Genomic DNA, 16,646 nt, shown 5'->3' with positions numbered 1-16,646 from the left:
TTTCGTGTATCTGGCGTATTCGGCCGATGAGACGGCATTGAATCGTCAGAAATGCCCGCGCCGTCAATGGACAATTGCTCTACCAACCCGAGGAAGTGAAGCCAGCCGGTGGGAAGGTCCGGCGCTACGCGCCGGATCTTCCGAAGACACGTCGTTGAGAGACGCTGTCGGCATGCGCCTTGGACGTGGGGCAGAGCCTACTGATTGTCGTTGTAGAAGCTCTGCGCTTTTTTGAGGTTCCCCTCGGTGTCCTTCATGAACAGGGTCTTGGCCGTCTCGTTGCCGAAGCAATAGGTCTTGCCGTCGATCTCCGCATTGACGGAGCAATCGGTCTCGACCTTCTTCTCGAGGGCCAAGCCCATGGCGCACATGTTGTCGTACTCACCCGTCGCGGCGATCGCCGAGCCGGTGAAGAGAAGAACGCCTGTGATAAGGACGGGGGTCAGAAATTTCGTCATGGTTTCCTCCATTACTCTCTCCGTTCCATGTCTCCGCTTTGCGGGCAGGCCTTGTTGGTCCCGCCTATCGCAAGCGTTTGATCATGTTACAGAGGGACAACGCGCCGGGAGTGTGACTGGGATCACGCAGAGGCCATCACAACTTCGCGATTTCCAGCCGGAACTTTGGCAAAGAAAAGCCGCCCCGTTGGCATGAGGGGCGGCGGATCGTTTCTGGTGGGCCGCCCGAAGACGGGCCCACACCATTAAAGCGTTTCGTCGAAGTCCATGCCTTCGAAGGTGTAGCGGTCGACCTGGGTCCAGATACCGTCCTCTTGGACCGGGACCTTGTGAACCTTCACATTGCCGACCTTCAGCGAGCCGTCCTTCTCGTCGACCCAGAAGTCGAGATCGTAATACTCGTCCTTGCTGCCGGGTTTACGGAAGTCGGTGCAGGCGAAGTATTTGTCCTCGCCTTTGAGGCGACGCACCGGCCGGTGCATCTCGACGAATTGCAGGGTCAGATCCTCGCCGGTCTTGTCATCCTTGACGGTGATGTTCCCGTCCTCGTCCTTGTTCTCGAGGATGTAGTCGTGGATCGAAGCCATCACTTCCCAGGCCCGCGTACCTTCGATGCTGCCGGGATGTTCCTGCACGGGCAGCCACCACCAGGCAACGGGGAGCCGCGTGATCATGAAGTAGCCGTCGCCGTCGCGCTTGGGGCCCTTTTGCACGCGGATGTCCTGGAGCGTGAGCTGCTGTCCTTCGGGCTTGAACCAAAAGTCGAGGGCATATTGCTTCTTCGGCTCTTCGATATCGCTGAAGATGACATTGGCGAACCAGCCGTACCCTTCCATGCCGCGCACGATCTTGATCTCGTCGAACTTCAGATTGAGGTCGGCGTTAAGCTTGGGGTCATGGAACACGAAGGCGCCACCATCAGAGCGTTCCTCGATGACTTCCTTCACCCGCGCATTCACGTCCTTGTCGGTGAAAACCTTCTGGCCGGAGGCCGCCTTGGCCTCCTGCTCGTCGAGAAACATCTTGGCCTTGGCGATATTGCCTTTCGGGTCCTTCAGGAACGCGGACTTCGAATTCTCGGACGAGAAGCAGTAGACCTTGCCGTCCTCGTCTGTCCAACTGACCGAGCAATCCGTCTTCACCATCTGCCCGTCGGCGAGCCCCATGGCACAGCTCTCGTCGAACTCTGCGTCGGTATCTCCGTGATCATCCATGGCGACCGCAATCGCCGGGAGGCCCGTTGCAAGCATGCCCGCCAAGAGCGCTCGCAATGTCAGCCGGGTAATAAACCGTGTCGGTGTCGTGTCCGTCATTGTCATCGGTCCTTGGGCGTTTCGTCTCGTTGGCCACGCGTTAGTGTTTGTTCCATTTTGAGGAGCGTTGGTCCTCAACCTCCTTAGGTCCTGATCACGGCGCTCGTCTGTGACCTGAGTTACGTTGTGCGCGCGTCACGCTTGCGAGCCCGATTGCAGCGTCGCGCCGTGGGAGGCGCTATCGCCCGCGCCGTAAGCGGCGAGGGCGCTTCGGTTCAGAACCTCGATCGATCCGCGCGAAGAGCGCACCCAGCCCATGCGCTCCCATTCGGAGATGTAGCGGCTGATGACTTCGCGCACGCTCCCGAGATCCAGAGCCAGTTGTTGATGCGTTTTCGAAATAACGCTCGCGTCCTCTGCCTCCGCGAGCAGGCGCCGGGCCAAGCGAAGATCAAGGCTTGCGAAGGCCACCTCGTCCACCAGCATGATCAGGCTCGACAGCAGGTCGCCGTAGTTCGACAGCACGTAGTTCCGGAACTTCGGCGACGCGGACATGAGCCGATGAAACATGTCCGCGGGTATGGCTGCGAGCAAGAGGTCGGCCTGGACAGTGCTTTCGGCGGGGAAGGGGTTCCCGGCCATCAAACAGGATGTCGTCAGGACGCAGGTTTCGCCGGCCCCGACCTGGTAGAGCATGATCTCCCGGCCGGTCTCCGAGGTCTTGAAGACGCGCGTCTGCCCCTCGATGCACATGAGGTAGTTCCGGCAAAGCTGACCCTGATAGTAGGCCACGTCGCCGCGCCGCAGCCGTTGGAACTGCGTGACGTCGAACAGGGTGTCTTTCGTCTCCGCCTCAAGCTCTGCCAGCTCCGGAAAGACGGTGAGCCAGCGTGCGATGAGAACCTGATTGGTCATTGCTCGAAGTCGTGTTGCCCAGGGTTGCAACGTGTCCGCGCGCCGCGGAAACGCTCTGTTTTTGCCATTATGCGGCAAGTTGACGCGAGCATATGGGAACATTGGTAACCCGGGGATCAAAAAGCCGTGACGAGTTCGGAAGGTTGGCAACCGCGACGTCGCCGGGTTTTGGGCAGAAAGCCGCAAGGCCGGAGCACTTGACGATAGGCTCCGGTTCCCCCTTATGTCGGGCAGTCAGCAGGCCGGATGGCCGCTCCTCAAGCTTGAGGAGAGGAAAGTCCGGGCTCCATGGAAGCACGGTGCCGGATAACGTCCGGCGGGGGCGACCCCAGGGAAAGTGCCACAGAAAGCAAACCGCCGTTCGACGGCTGCAAGGCCGGACAAGGGTAAGGGTGAAAGGGTGCGGTAAGAGCGCACCGCGTCTTTGGTAACAAAGGCGGCAGGGCAAACCCCACCGGGAGCAAGACCGAATAGGGGCCGCAGGGGCGAATTTTCGTCCAAGTCTGTTTCCAGACCGGCGGCCCGGGTTGGTTGCACGAGGCGCCTCGCAAGACGCGCCCCAGATGAATGGCCATCACCTCGCACCATGCGAGGTACAGAACCCGGCTTACAGGCTTGGTGACATGTTTAGGGCCGGCGTGTGGGAAACCTCACGCCGGCCTCCAATTTTCAGCCCCTTGAGCGTACTGCTGCGGCGTCTTTGGGAACAACGCTCCCGTTTCCGTGTTTATTCGAGTAGACTGTAAACTCAACGAAAGGAGATCGTCATGCTTGGATGGGCTTTGACATTTCTCGTAATCGCTTTGATCGCAGGACTACTTGGCTTTGGCGGCATCGCCGGCGCATCGGCTGGTATCGCCAAGATTTTGTTCTTTATTTTCCTCGTCCTCCTCGTCGCATCGCTGATCATGCATGTGGTGCGAGGCGCAGCGCGCTGACGCGCGGGCATATCAGCCGACAGAATAGAAGAACGGCCGGCGGTGAAATCACGCCGGCCGTTCTCTTAGGAAGCGCCGCGATGGGGGGAGGGGCGCTTCAGCTTTGGCTCAGTGGCGACGCGCGTCGCCCTGTCTCTTACGCCAGGTCGAACCGATCCGCGTTCATGACCTTGGCCCAAGCCGCGACGAAGTCCTGCACGAACTTCTCCTTGTTGTCGTCCTGGGCATAGACCTCGGCGTAGGCGCGCAGGATCGAGTTCGATCCGAAGACGAGGTCCATGCGCGTCGCGGTCCATTTGACCTCGTCGGTCTTGCGGTCGCGGATCTCATAGATGCCGTCTTCCGTAGGCACCCACTTGTAGGCCATGTCGGTCAGGTTGACGAAGAAGTCCGTCGTCAGCGCACCCTCACGGTCGGTGAAGATACCGTGCTTGGTGCCGCCATGGTTGGTCCCCATGGCGCGCATGCCGCCGACCAGAACGGTCATCTCAGGCGCCGTCAGGCGCATGAGCTGGGTACGGTCGAGCATCAGCTCTTCCGGCGTGACGACGTAGTCCTCCTTCAGCCAGTTGCGGTAGCCGTCGGCGAGCGGCTCCATCGCGTTGAAGGACTCCGCGTCGGTCATCTCGTCGGTGGCGTCGCCACGACCGGGCTCGAACGGCACGGTGACGTCGAAGCCCGCGGCTTTCGCGGCCTGCTCGACACCGAGATTGCCGGCAAGCACGATGACGTCGGCGATGCTGGCGCCGGATTCCTTGGCGATCGGCTCGAGGACGGACAGCACTTTCGCCAGACGCTCCGGCTCGTTGCCTTCCCAGTCCTTCTGCGGGGCGAGGCGAATACGGGCACCGTTGGCGCCGCCGCGCATGTCAGACCCACGATAGGTGCGGGCGCTGTCCCACGCGGTGGAGACCATGTCGGAGAGGCTGAGACCGGATGCTGCGATCTTGGCCTTGACGGCGTCCACGTCGTAGTCGGTGGTGCCAGCCGGGATCGGGTCCTGCCAGATCAGATCTTCCGCAGGGACGTCCGGACCGATGTAACGAGGCTTCGGACCCATGTCGCGGTGGGTCAGCTTGAACCAAGCCCGCGCGAACACGTCCTTGAAGTACTCGGGATCCGCCATGAACTTTTCGCAGATCGCCTTGTAGGTCGGGTCGAACCGCATGGCCATGTCGGCATCGGTCATCATCGGGTTGTGGCGCTTGGACGGGTCCGTTGCGTCGACCGGCTTGTCCTCTTCCTTGATGCCGATCGGCTCCCACTGATACGCACCGGCCGGGCTCTTGTTCAGCCACCAGTCGTAGCCGAACAGCAGATCGAAATAGCCCATGTCGAACACGGTCGGGTGCGTGGTCCACGCGCCTTCGAGACCGGACGTGACGGCGTTGGCAGCCTTGCCTTCCATGTGCGGATTGGCCCAGCCGAGGCCCTGCATCTCGGGGCCCGCGCTCTCCGGATCCGGACCGAGCTCGTCCGCATCGCCATTGCCGTGGGTCTTGCCGACCGTGTGACCGCCAGCGGTCAGCGCGACGGTTTCTTCGTCGTCCATGGCCATGCGCTTGAAGGTCTCGCGCACCTGCGCGGCGGTCTTCAGCGGGTCCGGCTTGCCGTTCACGCCTTCCGGGTTCACGTAGATCAGGCCCATCTGCACGGCCGCCAGCGGGTTCTCCATGGTCATGGGATCTTCGAGATCGCCGTAACGACCGTCACTCGGTGCCAGCCACTCCTTCTCGGCACCCCAATAGGTGTCGATCTCCGGATGCCAGATGTCCTCGCGGCCGAAACCGAAGCCGAAGGTCTTAAGACCCATGGACTCGTAAGCGATGGTGCCGGCCAGGATGATGAGGTCGGCCCAGGAGACCTTGTTGCCGTACTTCTTCTTGATCGGCCACAGCAGACGGCGGGCCTTGTCGAGGCTGACATTGTCCGGCCAGCTGTTCAGCGGCGCGAAACGCTGGTTGCCGGTACCGCCACCGCCACGGCCGTCTGCCAGACGGTAAGAGCCAGCCGCGTGCCAGGCCATACGGATCATCAGACCGCCATAGTGGCCCCAGTCTGCCGGCCACCATTCCTGGCTTTCGGTCATCAGCGCGGTCATGTCTTTCTTGAGCGCATCGAAGTCGAGGGTCTTTACTTCCTCGCGATAGTCGAAGTCCTTACCCATCGGGTTGGTCTTCGTGTCGTGCTGGCTCAGGATGTCCAGGTTGAGAGCATTCGGCCACCATTCCATGACGGAGCTGCCGCTTTCGGTAACCGCTCCGTGCATCACGGGGCAGCCGCCCGATTTCTCGACTTTCGCGTCCATTTCCTCATCTCCTACTTTTATTTGCTTGGTCTTGGGGTGCCCCAAGGGCATGCGCCGGTTGAGGGCACAGTGCGCGCTGAGTGCGATAAGGGCAAATCGTATTTCCTTATTGCGATCATAAGAAAAACTAATACTGACGCGTGTCAGCCAAGGCCCGAGGACTCAGCGCAAAACGACCCTAGCGGCGTCCCAAGACAGGTTTGATTCAGCCTCCCAGGAAGTCCTGGATGAGCCGGAGCGTCGCCTCGGGCTGCTCCTCCTGAGGCATGTGTCCGCACTGCTCGATGATTTCGAGCCGGGAGGTCGGCATGTTGCGCCGAAGCTCGAGGCCAATGTCGAGCGGCACAATCTTGTCGCTGTCGCACCAGGCGATGAGCGTCGGCTGCTTGATCGTCGGATAGCGCTTCGAAATCTCGTCGAGGCCTTGCGGTACGATCTGGCGGGCACTGTGGATGACCGCGTGCTTGCCCGCCGTGGTGCGCAACGGAGCAGCATACATCTCGACGGTATCCTCGCCGATCTTGGTGTCGTCGAAATAGGCGAGCTTGAGCGCGACGCGCGCCTGCACCTCAGGCGGCACCATGCGGACGCCGAGATGAGACATCAGCGGCATGTCCATCATCTTGAAGGCGACGGGGATGTTTTGCGGGTACGCGATCGTGTCCAGCAGTACGAGCCTTTCGATCCGTCCCGCGAGCCGTGGGTCGTCGTCGAGCGCAAGCATCAACGAAATGCCGCCTCCATAAGAATGGCCGATGAGGGTCAGGTTCTTGAGGTCGTTATCGAGGATGAGCTGCTTGATGAGTTCGGCTTGGTCGAAGATCGAGTAGTGCTCGTCGAGCGGCTTGTCGGATTGTCCAAAGCCTTTCAGGTCGACGGCGATCACCTTGTGGTTTTCCGCTAGCGCCGGCGCGATCCGCCGCCAAGTGTACGTGCTCGATCCGAACCCGTGGATCAGAAGAATGGGCGAGCCTTTGCCCTTGGTCTCGTAGAAGAGCCTGACCGGTGCCTCGGGCGGTCCGAGCCGCATGAAGGCGGGACCGTCGGCCATCATCGAGACGGCGGCGGCTCGCACGGCCGGAACGCTCGCGGCCAGCACCAAAATCGTGAAAGCCGTCAGGCCTAAAATGCGGTGGAGAGTTCTTCCCTGCATAGCCGCCAATCGCGCATCGCCATCCCGTCAATGGCTTGTCTCAGGCCGTCAGTAGGCGTCGCAATTGCGCCGGCTATGTGGCCATGAGGATCAGCCTCGCCGGGCGTCCTCGAACTCACGTCGGTCGCGCCCCTGAAGCACATCTAGCGCGCTTCGCGGCTCGCCGACAATCGGCGGGCGCACATGGTTCGTTGCGCGCAAGGCTGAGGTGCACCCATTTCCCATGAAATCACCGTATATCCCGACCGTTTCCATTGACGCCCATGATATCCCATGCTATCCCATAAATGCCCGTTCGGTGAGTGGGGTGGAGGAAGCAAGGCAGCGCTTCCTTTGAGGCCACGGGGGGATCCGCGCCGCTTCCTCCACCCGTTACCGAATTCGCGGAAGGCCAGCGCCGAAGCGCAGTTTTTAGTTCCGTGTTCATCCAGTCGGCTTCGTAGCGCGTGAGGGGGAGATGGATCAGTTTGTCTCATCATTCACCAATAGGATCGACGCCAAGGGCCGTGTCTCGGTTCCCGCATCCTTCCGCACGGTTCTCGCCAAAGACGGGCTCGACGGCATCTACTGCTATCCATCGCTTGATGCGCCCGCGCTCGACGCCGGCGGCCAGCGCCTCGTGGATAAAATCAATTCTCTCGTCGAAGACATCGCGCCGTACTCCGATGAGCGCGATCAGCTCGCCACGGCGCTCTTCGGCACATCCGAAATTCTCTCAATCGATCAAGACGGTCGTACGATTCTTCCCGAGCGCTTGCGCGAACACGCCGGCATCACCAGCCACATCACCTTTGTGGGGCTCGGAGAAAAATTTCAGCTCTGGGAGCCGAAACGTTTTGAAGCGCATTTGGCGGAGGCGCGGGACAAAGTCCGCGACCTCCGCAAGTTACTCGGCGCGGGGCGCCGCGGAAGCGGCGGTGCAGAGGGAACACGGGAATGATGACGGACCGCGGCAGGCCATTGTCTGTCGCTGGCGGACTGGTCCGTCACATTCCCGTGTTGCTTTCCGAGGTTCTGACGGCGCTCGGGCCTGAAGACGGCGACATCATCATCGACGGCACGTTTGGAGCGGGGGGCTATTCGAGAGCCATTCTCGAAGCGGCCGACTGCCGTGTACTCGCGATCGATCGCGATACGGAGGCGCTGGCCAACGCGCCGGCGCTCGCATCGGACTTCCCGGGGCGTTTCGAGGCCGTGCTCGGCTGCTACAGCGACATGGAAAGCCTCGCTAGTGAAAACGGCATCGAGGCCGCAGACGGCATCGTGCTCGATATCGGCGTGTCGTCGATGCAATTTGATGAGCCGGAACGCGGCTTCTCCTTCGCCAAGGACGGTCCGCTCGACATGCGCATGGGACCGGACGGTATCTCGGCGGCCGATGTCGTCAACACCTTCGAAGAAGCTCAGATTGCTGAAATCATTTATGTTTTTGGAGAAGAGCGCCGCTCGCGCGCCATCGCCAAGGCCATCGTCAGGGCCCGCGCCGAGGCGCCGATCGCGCGGACCGGCACGCTGGCGGACATCGTGGCCGGTGTGCTCGGCCGTGGCCGGGACCACACGAAACACCCCGCCACGCGCACGTTTCAGGCCCTTCGGCTCTATGTGAACGCGGAATTGGAGCAACTCGCAGAGGGTCTCAGCGCCGCCGAACGGCTCTTGAAGCCCGGCGGGCGCCTGGTGGTGGTCACGTTTCACTCCCTGGAAGACCGAATCGTTAAGCGTTTCTTCACCAGCCGCAGCGCGCCGCCCCAAAAAGGGTCACGGCATCTGCCCGATCACGAAGGCAAAGAATTTTTGCCAAGCTTCCAGCTTCTTAACCGTCGCCCCGTAGAACCGAGTCAGGATGAGGTCCGAAGCAACCCGCGGGCCCGGTCAGCCCGGCTCAGAGCCGGGCGCAGGACCGAGGCTCCGGCCAAAAAACCGGACTTCGCCGGGCTTGGGGTGCCCGAACTGCGCCGAACGGGGGGCGCTTGAAATTTTGCGTTGAGGGGCGCGTCGCTGTTTGGACGCGGTGTCGTGATGTTGCGTTTTGTGAATATCTGCCTGGTGCTCGGCCTCGCCGCCTTGGCCACCGTGATCTACCAAGTGAAATACGAGGCCCGGAGCCTCGACGAGAAGATCGTACTGCTGAAGCGGCAGATCGAGGAAGAGCGCGACTCTCTTGCTGTAGCGCGGGCCGAATGGAGCCTTCTCAACAGCCCCGAGCGCATCGAGCGTCTCGCCAAGAAGTACCTCGAACTCAACCCTGCCAATCCGCAGCAGATCGTCATTCTGGACGAAGTCACCGAGAACGATTTCGCGCGGGTCCGCCAGTTGGCGCAGTCTGCCAAGACGGGTGATGCCAAAGCCGCAAACTACAAGGCGGCGAACTAGGCACGGATCCGAATGGCACAGCCCGAAAACCCGACTCCCACCCCAGCCGAAGCGCGCGCGGCGCGCGCCTATCACACACGCTGCCGTACCCGGTTCCGGCTGGCCTGCCTGGGCTTCGCCTTGGCGTTCGTCTTGATTGGCGGACGGCTCGTATCGCTCGGCCTCGCCGGCAGCGGGCCGGGACGCGGTGGCGCTTACGACATCTCGACCACCATCCATCGCCCGGACATCCTCGACCGCAACGGTCAATTGCTGGCGACCGATATTCGCGGCGCAACGCTCTTCGCCGATCCCAAGCGCATCCTCGATGCCGATGAAGTCGTGAACGGCGTCGCGAGCGTGCTGCCGGACATCAACCGGGCCAAGCTCCGCAAGCAACTTTCAGGAAGCGGACGCTTCGTGCGCATCGCCCGCGAGTTGGCGCCCAGCGAGCAGCAGCGGGTACACGATCTCGGGCTTCCGGGCCTAGGCTTCATTCAGGAGTACCGGCGCTTCTATCCGGTCGGGCCGACCGCCAGTCATGTCGTGGGGCTGGTCGACGTGGACAATCGCGGTCTCGGCGGCATCGAGAAGTTCATCGACAACAATCCGCAGCTGACGATGATGAACCCGCAGACGGAGTCGGGCGGTGAGACCGTAGCGGTGTCGCTCGACGTCGGGGCGCAGCACGTCTTGCGGGAAGAGCTCGCGAACGCGATGAAGCTCTATGAGGCCAAGGCGGCCTCGGGCATAGTCATGGACGTGCATACTGGCGAGGTCGTCGCGCTCGCATCGCTGCCCGATTTCGATCCTCATCGCCGCGAGGAGGCGCTGGACAAGAATCGGATCAACCGCGTCGGCTTCGGCGTCTACGAACTAGGCTCGGTCTTCAAGGCCATCACGGTCGCGGGCATCCTCGATTCCGGTTTGGCGAACGTCAATTCCGTCTACGACGCGACCAGCCCCATCTATTTCGGCCGCTTCTCGATCAGCGACTTCCACGGCAAGCGCCGCCCGCTCACTGTGACCGAGGCCTTTATCTACTCGTCGAACATCGCCTCGGCGAAAATGGCGGTGCATATGGGCGTGCCGGCCCACCAAGCGTTTCTCAGGAAGCTGGGTCTGCTCGATCCTGTCGTCACCGAACTCGGTCCAAGCGCCGCGCCGATCGTGCCCAAGCATTGGAAGAAGCTGAACACGATGACGATTGCCTTCGGGCACGGACTGTCGGTGACGCCGCTTCAATTGGCGACGGCGACCGTCCCACTCATGAATGGAGGCTATGCGATTCCGCCTACGTTCCTGCCGCGTACCCGCAAGGAAGCGATGGCGGAGGCGAAGCGTGTCGTCTCGCCGGAGACCAGCGCGGCCATGGTGAAGCTGATGCGGGAGAATGTGCTGCGCGGATCGGGCAAGCGGGCAAACGCGGAAGGCTATCGCGTCGGCGGCAAGACTGGGACTGCGGAGAAGGTGGTCAACGGGCGCTATGCGCGCCACTCGCTGCTGAACAGTTTTCTGTCCGTCTTCCCGACCGATGATCCGCAATACGTCGTCCTCGTGACCTTGGACGAGCCTCAGCGCGTCGAGGCCACGAACTGGAATTCCACTGCCGGCGTGAACGCGGCCCCGACCGTCGGGAAGGTCGTGGCGCGGATCGCACCGATCCTCGGGGTGCAGCCCAAGCTCGGCGAGACCGCCTCGCGGTTTGACGCCAAGACATCGGCCACCTATTAGAAGACGGCCGGGGCAAAAACCACCCGTCGCGGCCCAGAGTTTTTCTATTGATATGAGCCGGTTGCGGGCAATCCGACATGACCCTCGGTGAATTGGTAGGACCGGAGGCGAAGCTGAGCGCGGCGGTTGCGGCGCTCCCGGTTGCAGGTGTTGCTGCCGACAGCCGGGAAGTGAAGCCGGGCTTTCTCTTCGCGGCCCTGCCAGGGGTCAACACGGACGGTGCCCGGTTCGCAGCCGACGCCGTGACGCGTGGCGCCGTCGCCGTCTTGGCATCCGAGCCGATGGATGTGGGCGCTCCGGTCATCGCGGTTCCCGATCCCCGCAGAACACTTGCATTGATCGCCGCGCGCTTCTTCGGTTCGCAGCCCGAGACGACGGTGGCCGTCACGGGCACCAACGGCAAGACGTCGGTCGCGGCTTTCACGCGTCAACTCTGGAGCGATGCGGGCCATGCGTCGGCGAGTCTCGGCACCGTCGGTGTCGTCTCGCCGAGCGGCACCAAGGTACTGCGGCACACCACCCCCGATCCCATCGAACTGCATGGTCTTCTCGCCGGCCTCGCAGGCGATGGCGTAACGCATCTCGCGCTGGAAGCCTCCAGTCACGGGCTGCAGCAACGGCGGCTCGATGGCGCCGTGCTGAAAGCGGGAGCGTTTACCAACATCTCGCGCGATCATTTGGATTATCACGCAAGCTTCGAAGACTACTTCGCCCAGAAGCTGCGACTGTTCACGGAGCTTCTGCAGCCCGGCGCGACCGCAGTCATCGACATGGACAGCGCGGAGAGCACGCGTGTCGCCGACGCCGCCAAAGCCCGGGGCCTGACGGTTCTCAGCGTCGGGCGGGCAGGCGAGACGTTGCGCCTCGTCTCGGCGGAGATCGAAGGCTTCGCGCAGCGGCTCGAGATCGAACACGCAGGAAAGATCTACACGGTGCTGCTGCCGCTCGTGGGCGAGTTTCAGGCGAGCAATGCGCTGGTAGCTGCCGGGCTCGTCATGGCGACGGGCGCGAGCGCGGAAGAGGTGTTGTCGCGCCTCGAACATTTGCAGGGCGCGACGGGACGTTTGGAACTCGCAGGAACATCTCACTACGGCGCGCCGATCTTCATCGACTACGCCCACACGCCCGATGCGCTCTCCAAGGCGCTCGATAGCTTGCGGCCCTACGCGGACAAACGGCTCTTCGTCGTCTTCGGCTGCGGCGGTGATCGCGATCGCGGTAAGCGCCCGCAGATGGGTGCGGCCGCGGCGGCCAAGTCCGATGTGGTCATCGTCACGGACGACAATCCGCGCAGCGAGGACCCCGCCGCCATACGCGACGAGATTCTGGTCGCCGTTCCGGGAGGCCGCGAGATCGGCGATCGCGCGACGGCGATCTCCGAGGCGATACGCATGATCCGCGCGGGAGACGTCTTGCTTGTGGCCGGTAAGGGCCACGAGACCGGCCAGACCGTTGGAACGACCGTCATCCCGTTTTCCGATCACGACGCGGTCGCCGCCGCGCTGACCAAGGGGGCACGACTTGGCTGATCCACTCTGGACCTTGGGCGAGCTTACGGAAGCTACGGATGGTCGCTGCGAGGGAGACCCCGCCGCGCCGATTACCGGGTTCTCCATTGACAGCCGCGCCATCGAGCCCGGCGAAGGCTTCATCGCGATCCGTGGGCCGAACCGCGACGGCCACGACTTCGTTCCGAAGGCCCTGGAGGCGGACGCCGGTTGCGCCGTGGTCGAGGAGACGTTTCCGGCGGACACTTCAATCGCGCCGCGCGACGCCGATGCGCCCACCGAGTTCGACGAGACGCGTCTGGTCCGAGTGCGCGATACGTTCGATGCGCTCAACGATCTCGGCCGGGCGGGCCGCGACCGCACCGACCATGCCGTCGTGATTGCGGTCACCGGCAGCGCGGGCAAGACGGGAACGAAGGAAGCGCTGCGCGTCGCGCTGCAGCCGAGCGGCAGCGTTCACGCCTCGGCGAAGTCCTTCAACAATCACTGGGGCGTGCCGCTCACGCTTGCCGACATGCCGCGCGACATAGACTACGGCGTGTTCGAAGTGGGCATGAACCACGCCGGTGAGATCGCGGCGCTCACGCGTCTGGTGCGCCCCCATATCGCGATCGTCACGACCGTGGCGCCGGTCCATCTCGGCTTCTTCGCTTCGGTGGAGGAGATCGCGGATGCCAAGGCGGAGATCTTCGAGGGGCTGGTACCGGGCGGGTCCGCCGTCATCAACCGCGACAACCCGCATTTCGAACGCTTGGCCGCGGCCGCGCGCAGCGAGGGCGCGGAGGTTGTGTCGTTCGGCGAGCATGAGCAGTCGAAGGTTCGGCTCATGCACTGCGAACTCGGCCCGGACGGCTCGACGGTCAAGTCGGACATTCTCGGCGAAACGCTGACCTACCGCGTGGGCGCGCCGGGACGCCATGTGGTTCAGAATACACTCGCCGTTCTGGCGGCGGCGAAACTCGCCGGTGCCGATCTCAAGGCTGCCGCCGACGCGCTCGGCGCGCTTCAGCCACCGGCGGGCCGCGGCCAGCGGTTCGTAATCGCGACGGAACGAGGACCCGTCTGCATCGTTGATGAGTCCTACAACGCCAATCCGGCATCCATGCGCGCGGCACTCGCGACCCTGGGGCTGACGCCCCGCAGCGAATACAAGCGGCGGGTTGCCGTGCTTGGCGACATGCTCGAGCTCGGCACGGAAGGCCCAAGACTTCATAAAGAACTGGCGGAAGCCGTTGACGCGGCTGGTATAGATGTTGTCTTTGCGTCCGGCGCGGACATGGCCTCGTTGTTTGAAGCATTGCCGAAAGAGCGCCGTGGGGCTTACGCCAAAACGTCGGAGGAGCTGGCGCCGGTGCTATTGTCGAGTGTGCAGCCCGGCGACATCGTGATGGTGAAGGGTTCGCTGGGCAGTCGCATGGCGCCGCTTGTCGAGGGGCTCAAGCGCGAGTTCGAAGACCGTTAATTCCGGCCGCTGGAGCCGCGGGGCCCCAAAGGGCCGTCGATCAAGGGGGGTAGAAGCGCGATGTTTTACTGGTTGGCGGAACTTGCGCCTGACGTCGCCGTTCTCAATATCTTCCGCTACATTACGTTCCGCACCGGCGGGGCCATCGTCACCGGCCTGCTGTTCGTGTTCTTCTTCGGGCCGCGCGTGATCCGCTCCTTGCGCGTGCGCCAGGGCAAGGGTCAGCCGATCCGCACCGAAGGTCCCCAGAGCCACATCATCCAGAAGCAGGGCACACCGACTATGGGCGGCCTGATGATCCTTTCGGGCCTCGTGGTTTCGGTGCTGCTGTGGGGCAACCTCTCCAACCCCTATGTCTGGGTCGTGCTGCTGCTGACGCTGGTCTACGGCGCGGTCGGCTTCTACGACGACTATCTCAAGGTCACGAAGCAATCGGTGCTGGGTTTCGCGGGCCGCATCAAGATCGTCATCGAGGCGGGCGCGGCGATCATCGCGACCTACATCATCGCCTCTGTCGGTGAGCCGCCGCTCTCCACCACACTGACCATTCCGTTTTTCAAGGACACCGTAATTCCGCTAGGGATGTGGCTGTTCGTGATCTTCGGCACATTCATCATCGTGGGCGCCGGCAACGCGGTGAACCTCACCGACGGTCTGGACGGTCTCGCGATCGTGCCGGTCATGATCGCCGCCGCGACATTCGGCTTCATCGCCTATGTGGTCGGCAACTCCCTCTTCGCCGACTACCTCCAGATTCATTTCGTCAACGGCACCGGCGAGCTGGCCATCATCTGCGGCGCGCTGGTGGGAGCGGGGCTCGGCTTCCTCTGGTTCAATGCGCCACCCGCGCTCATCTTCATGGGCGATACCGGATCGCTCGCGCTTGGCGGTGCGCTCGGCACGATTGCGGTGGCGACGAAGCACGAGCTGGTACTGGCCATCGTTGGCGGTCTCTTTGTTCTCGAGGCCGTCTCGGTGATCGTTCAGGTCGCGTCGTTCAAGATGTTCGGCAAGCGCGTGTTCCGGATGGCGCCGCTGCACCATCACTTCGAGCAGAAGGGCTGGCCGGAATCGACCGTCGTCATCCGCTTCTGGATCATCTCCGTGGTGCTGGCGCTCGCCGGTCTGGCGACACTGAAATTGCGGTAGACTTCGTCCATCATGATTCCCGTTACGATCTTCGCTGGGCGCAAGCTGGCGGTCGTCGGCGCTGGCCTCAGCGGTCTTGCGACAGCGCGGTCCCTGCAGGAGGGCGGCGCGGACGTCGTCCTATGGGACGACAAGGAAGCGGGCCGCGCTCAGGCTGCCGAGGCCGGGTTTGCCGTCGAGGATCTGTCCGAGGCGGACTTCGGCGCGTTTGCCGCGCTCATTCTCGCGCCCGGCATTCCGCTGACCCACCCCGAACCCCATTGGAGCGTGAAGAAGGCGCGCGCCGCCGGCATCGAAGTCATCGGCGACGTGGAGCTGTTCTTCCGGGCCCGGGAGGCCTCCGGCATCGACTGCAAGGTCGTCGCCATCACCGGCACCAACGGCAAGTCCACGACGACGGCGCTGACGGCGCACCTCTTGGAGTCGGCGGGGAGGGATGTCGCCCTTGGCGGCAACATCGGCAACGCCGTGCTCGACCTCGCCCCGTTCGCGCCGGGGCGTGTCTATGTCCTCGAACTGTCGTCCTATCAGATCGACCTGACGCCCTCGCTGAAGCCTGACGCGGCGGCGCTCCTGAACATCACCCCCGACCATCTCGATCGCCACGGGTCGCTCGACGGTTATGCGAGCGTCAAGGCGCGGATCTTCGCGCAGCTTGCGCCCGACGCGACCGCCGTGATCGGCGTCGACGACGTGCCCTGCCGGGCCATCGCGGAAACGCTTCAGGGGCCCTATGCAGTCAAGCGCATCTCAATTGGCCAGACCGTGCAGAACGGCGTTTGGGCGAGCGATGCGACGCTCATGGAAATGGAAGGCGGCAAGGAAGTCGCGCGCGCCGACCTTGCAGGGATCGGGTCGCTGCGCGGCGCCCACAACTGGCAGAACGCCGCGACCGCGTATGCGCTGGCCCGTAGCCAAGGCGTCGCGCCGGATGTGCTCCAAGAGGGTCTCAGGAGTTTCGGCGGTCTCGCACACCGCATGGAGCAGGTGGCCAAAGCCGGCAAGGTGCTGTTCGTGAACGACTCCAAGGCCACCAACGCGGATGCCGCCGGGAAGGCCCTGGGCAGCTTCGACACCATCTATTGGATCGTCGGCGGCGTGGCCAAGGAGGGCGGCCTTGCGGGACTCGAGCCCTTCTATCCCAGAATTGCACGCGCCTATCTCATCGGTGAAGCCTCGGATGCCTTCGCGGGACAGCTCGGGGACGCCATCTCCCATGTTGCCTGCGAGACGCTCGACCGTGCCGTCGAGCTGGCGGCGGCCGATGCGAGCCAATCGCAAGCGGATGAGCCGGTTGTGCTATTGTCCCCCGCCTGTGCGTCGTTCGACCAGTATCCGAATTTCGCCAAGCGGGGCGACGCCTTCAAAGAACTCGTGATGCAGCGTAACGGTGTCACAAGCCTTAGCGAGTAGGGT

At 63.1% G+C, this 16,646-nt stretch carries 14 protein-coding genes and 1 other RNA gene; 10 read left to right on the top strand and 5 right to left on the bottom strand.

Translation table 11 applies throughout. The features are described 5' to 3' along the window. Positions 1–197: 197 nt before the first annotated feature. From DCY11_RS02365 to DCY11_RS02355, 3 genes are all read right to left on the bottom strand, one after another. A complete protein-coding gene (locus DCY11_RS02365; protein WP_159079740.1) occupies positions 198–458 on the bottom strand; it encodes a hypothetical protein in 261 nt (86 codons plus the stop codon). 245 nt (positions 459–703) lie between these two features. After that, positions 704–1,771: a hypothetical protein gene (locus tag DCY11_RS02360; protein WP_159079739.1), complete on the bottom strand. Its 1,068-nt coding sequence runs from the start codon at positions 1,769–1,771 to the stop codon at positions 704–706. 135 nt (positions 1,772–1,906) lie between these two features. Next, positions 1,907–2,626 carry a Crp/Fnr family transcriptional regulator gene (locus DCY11_RS02355; protein WP_159079738.1) on the bottom strand — a complete coding sequence of 240 codons (720 nt, stop codon included), beginning with the start codon at positions 2,624–2,626 and terminating at the stop codon, positions 1,907–1,909. Positions 2,627–2,860: 234 nt separating this feature from the next. Between DCY11_RS02355 and rnpB the strand changes: the two genes are divergently transcribed. Next, positions 2,861–3,252: RNase P RNA component class A (gene rnpB / locus DCY11_RS02350), an RNA gene on the top strand. Positions 3,253–3,393: 141 nt separating this feature from the next. Further along, complete coding sequence (locus DCY11_RS02345; protein WP_069445168.1) at positions 3,394–3,564, top strand: DUF1328 domain-containing protein; 171 nt, start codon at positions 3,394–3,396, stop codon at positions 3,562–3,564. A gap of 136 nt (positions 3,565–3,700) precedes the next feature. Here DCY11_RS02345 and katG read toward each other — a convergent pair whose 3' ends face one another. Both katG and DCY11_RS02335 read right to left on the bottom strand, forming a co-directional pair. Then, positions 3,701–5,872 (bottom strand): catalase/peroxidase HPI, encoded by a 2,172-nt coding sequence (katG, locus tag DCY11_RS02340; protein ID WP_108681087.1) that lies wholly within the window; start codon positions 5,870–5,872, stop codon positions 3,701–3,703. Positions 5,873–6,077: 205 nt separating this feature from the next. Beyond that, positions 6,078–7,025: an alpha/beta fold hydrolase gene (locus DCY11_RS02335; protein WP_108681086.1), complete on the bottom strand. Its 948-nt coding sequence runs from the start codon at positions 7,023–7,025 to the stop codon at positions 6,078–6,080. Between the two features lie 457 nt (positions 7,026–7,482). Between DCY11_RS02335 and mraZ the strand changes: the two genes are divergently transcribed. The 8 genes from mraZ (at position 7,483) to murD (ending at position 16,643) form a co-directional block, all read left to right on the top strand. Continuing rightward, positions 7,483–7,965 (top strand): division/cell wall cluster transcriptional repressor MraZ, encoded by a 483-nt coding sequence (gene mraZ, locus DCY11_RS02330; protein WP_108681085.1) that lies wholly within the window; start codon positions 7,483–7,485, stop codon positions 7,963–7,965. Next, on the top strand, positions 7,962–8,999 hold the full coding sequence (gene rsmH, locus DCY11_RS02325; protein WP_108681084.1) for a 16S rRNA (cytosine(1402)-N(4))-methyltransferase RsmH: 1,038 nt from the start codon (positions 7,962–7,964) through the stop codon (positions 8,997–8,999). The genes mraZ and rsmH overlap by 4 nt, the downstream gene beginning before the upstream one ends. A 45-nt stretch (positions 9,000–9,044) precedes the next feature. Further along, positions 9,045–9,398 carry a cell division protein FtsL gene (gene ftsL / locus DCY11_RS02320; RefSeq protein ID WP_069445173.1) on the top strand — a complete coding sequence of 118 codons (354 nt, stop codon included), beginning with the start codon at positions 9,045–9,047 and terminating at the stop codon, positions 9,396–9,398. Between the two features lie 12 nt (positions 9,399–9,410). Next, positions 9,411–11,111, top strand: coding sequence for a penicillin-binding protein 2 (locus DCY11_RS02315; protein ID WP_108681083.1), 1,701 nt, complete (start codon positions 9,411–9,413; stop codon positions 11,109–11,111). A 77-nt stretch (positions 11,112–11,188) separates the two neighbouring features. Beyond that, on the top strand, positions 11,189–12,640 hold the full coding sequence (locus DCY11_RS02310; RefSeq protein ID WP_108681082.1) for a UDP-N-acetylmuramoyl-L-alanyl-D-glutamate--2,6-diaminopimelate ligase: 1,452 nt from the start codon (positions 11,189–11,191) through the stop codon (positions 12,638–12,640). Beyond that, complete coding sequence (locus DCY11_RS02305; protein ID WP_108681081.1) at positions 12,633–14,081, top strand: UDP-N-acetylmuramoylalanyl-D-glutamyl-2,6-diaminopimelate--D-alanyl-D-alanine ligase; 1,449 nt, start codon at positions 12,633–12,635, stop codon at positions 14,079–14,081. The genes DCY11_RS02310 and DCY11_RS02305 overlap by 8 nt, the downstream gene beginning before the upstream one ends. A gap of 60 nt (positions 14,082–14,141) precedes the next feature. Next, entirely contained in the window at positions 14,142–15,230 is a 1,089-nt protein-coding gene (gene mraY, locus DCY11_RS02300; protein ID WP_108681080.1) for a phospho-N-acetylmuramoyl-pentapeptide-transferase, read from the top strand. 12 nt (positions 15,231–15,242) lie between these two features. After that, positions 15,243–16,643, top strand: a complete 1,401-nt coding sequence (murD, locus tag DCY11_RS02295) for a UDP-N-acetylmuramoyl-L-alanine--D-glutamate ligase (protein WP_108681079.1) — start codon at positions 15,243–15,245, stop codon at positions 16,641–16,643. The last annotated feature ends 3 nt before the right edge of the window (positions 16,644–16,646 follow it).

The organism is Methyloceanibacter sp. wino2 (assembly GCF_003071365.1).
GTDB lineage: Bacteria > Pseudomonadota > Alphaproteobacteria > Rhizobiales > Methyloligellaceae > Methyloceanibacter.
This window is presented reverse-complemented; position numbering and strand designations above follow the sequence as displayed.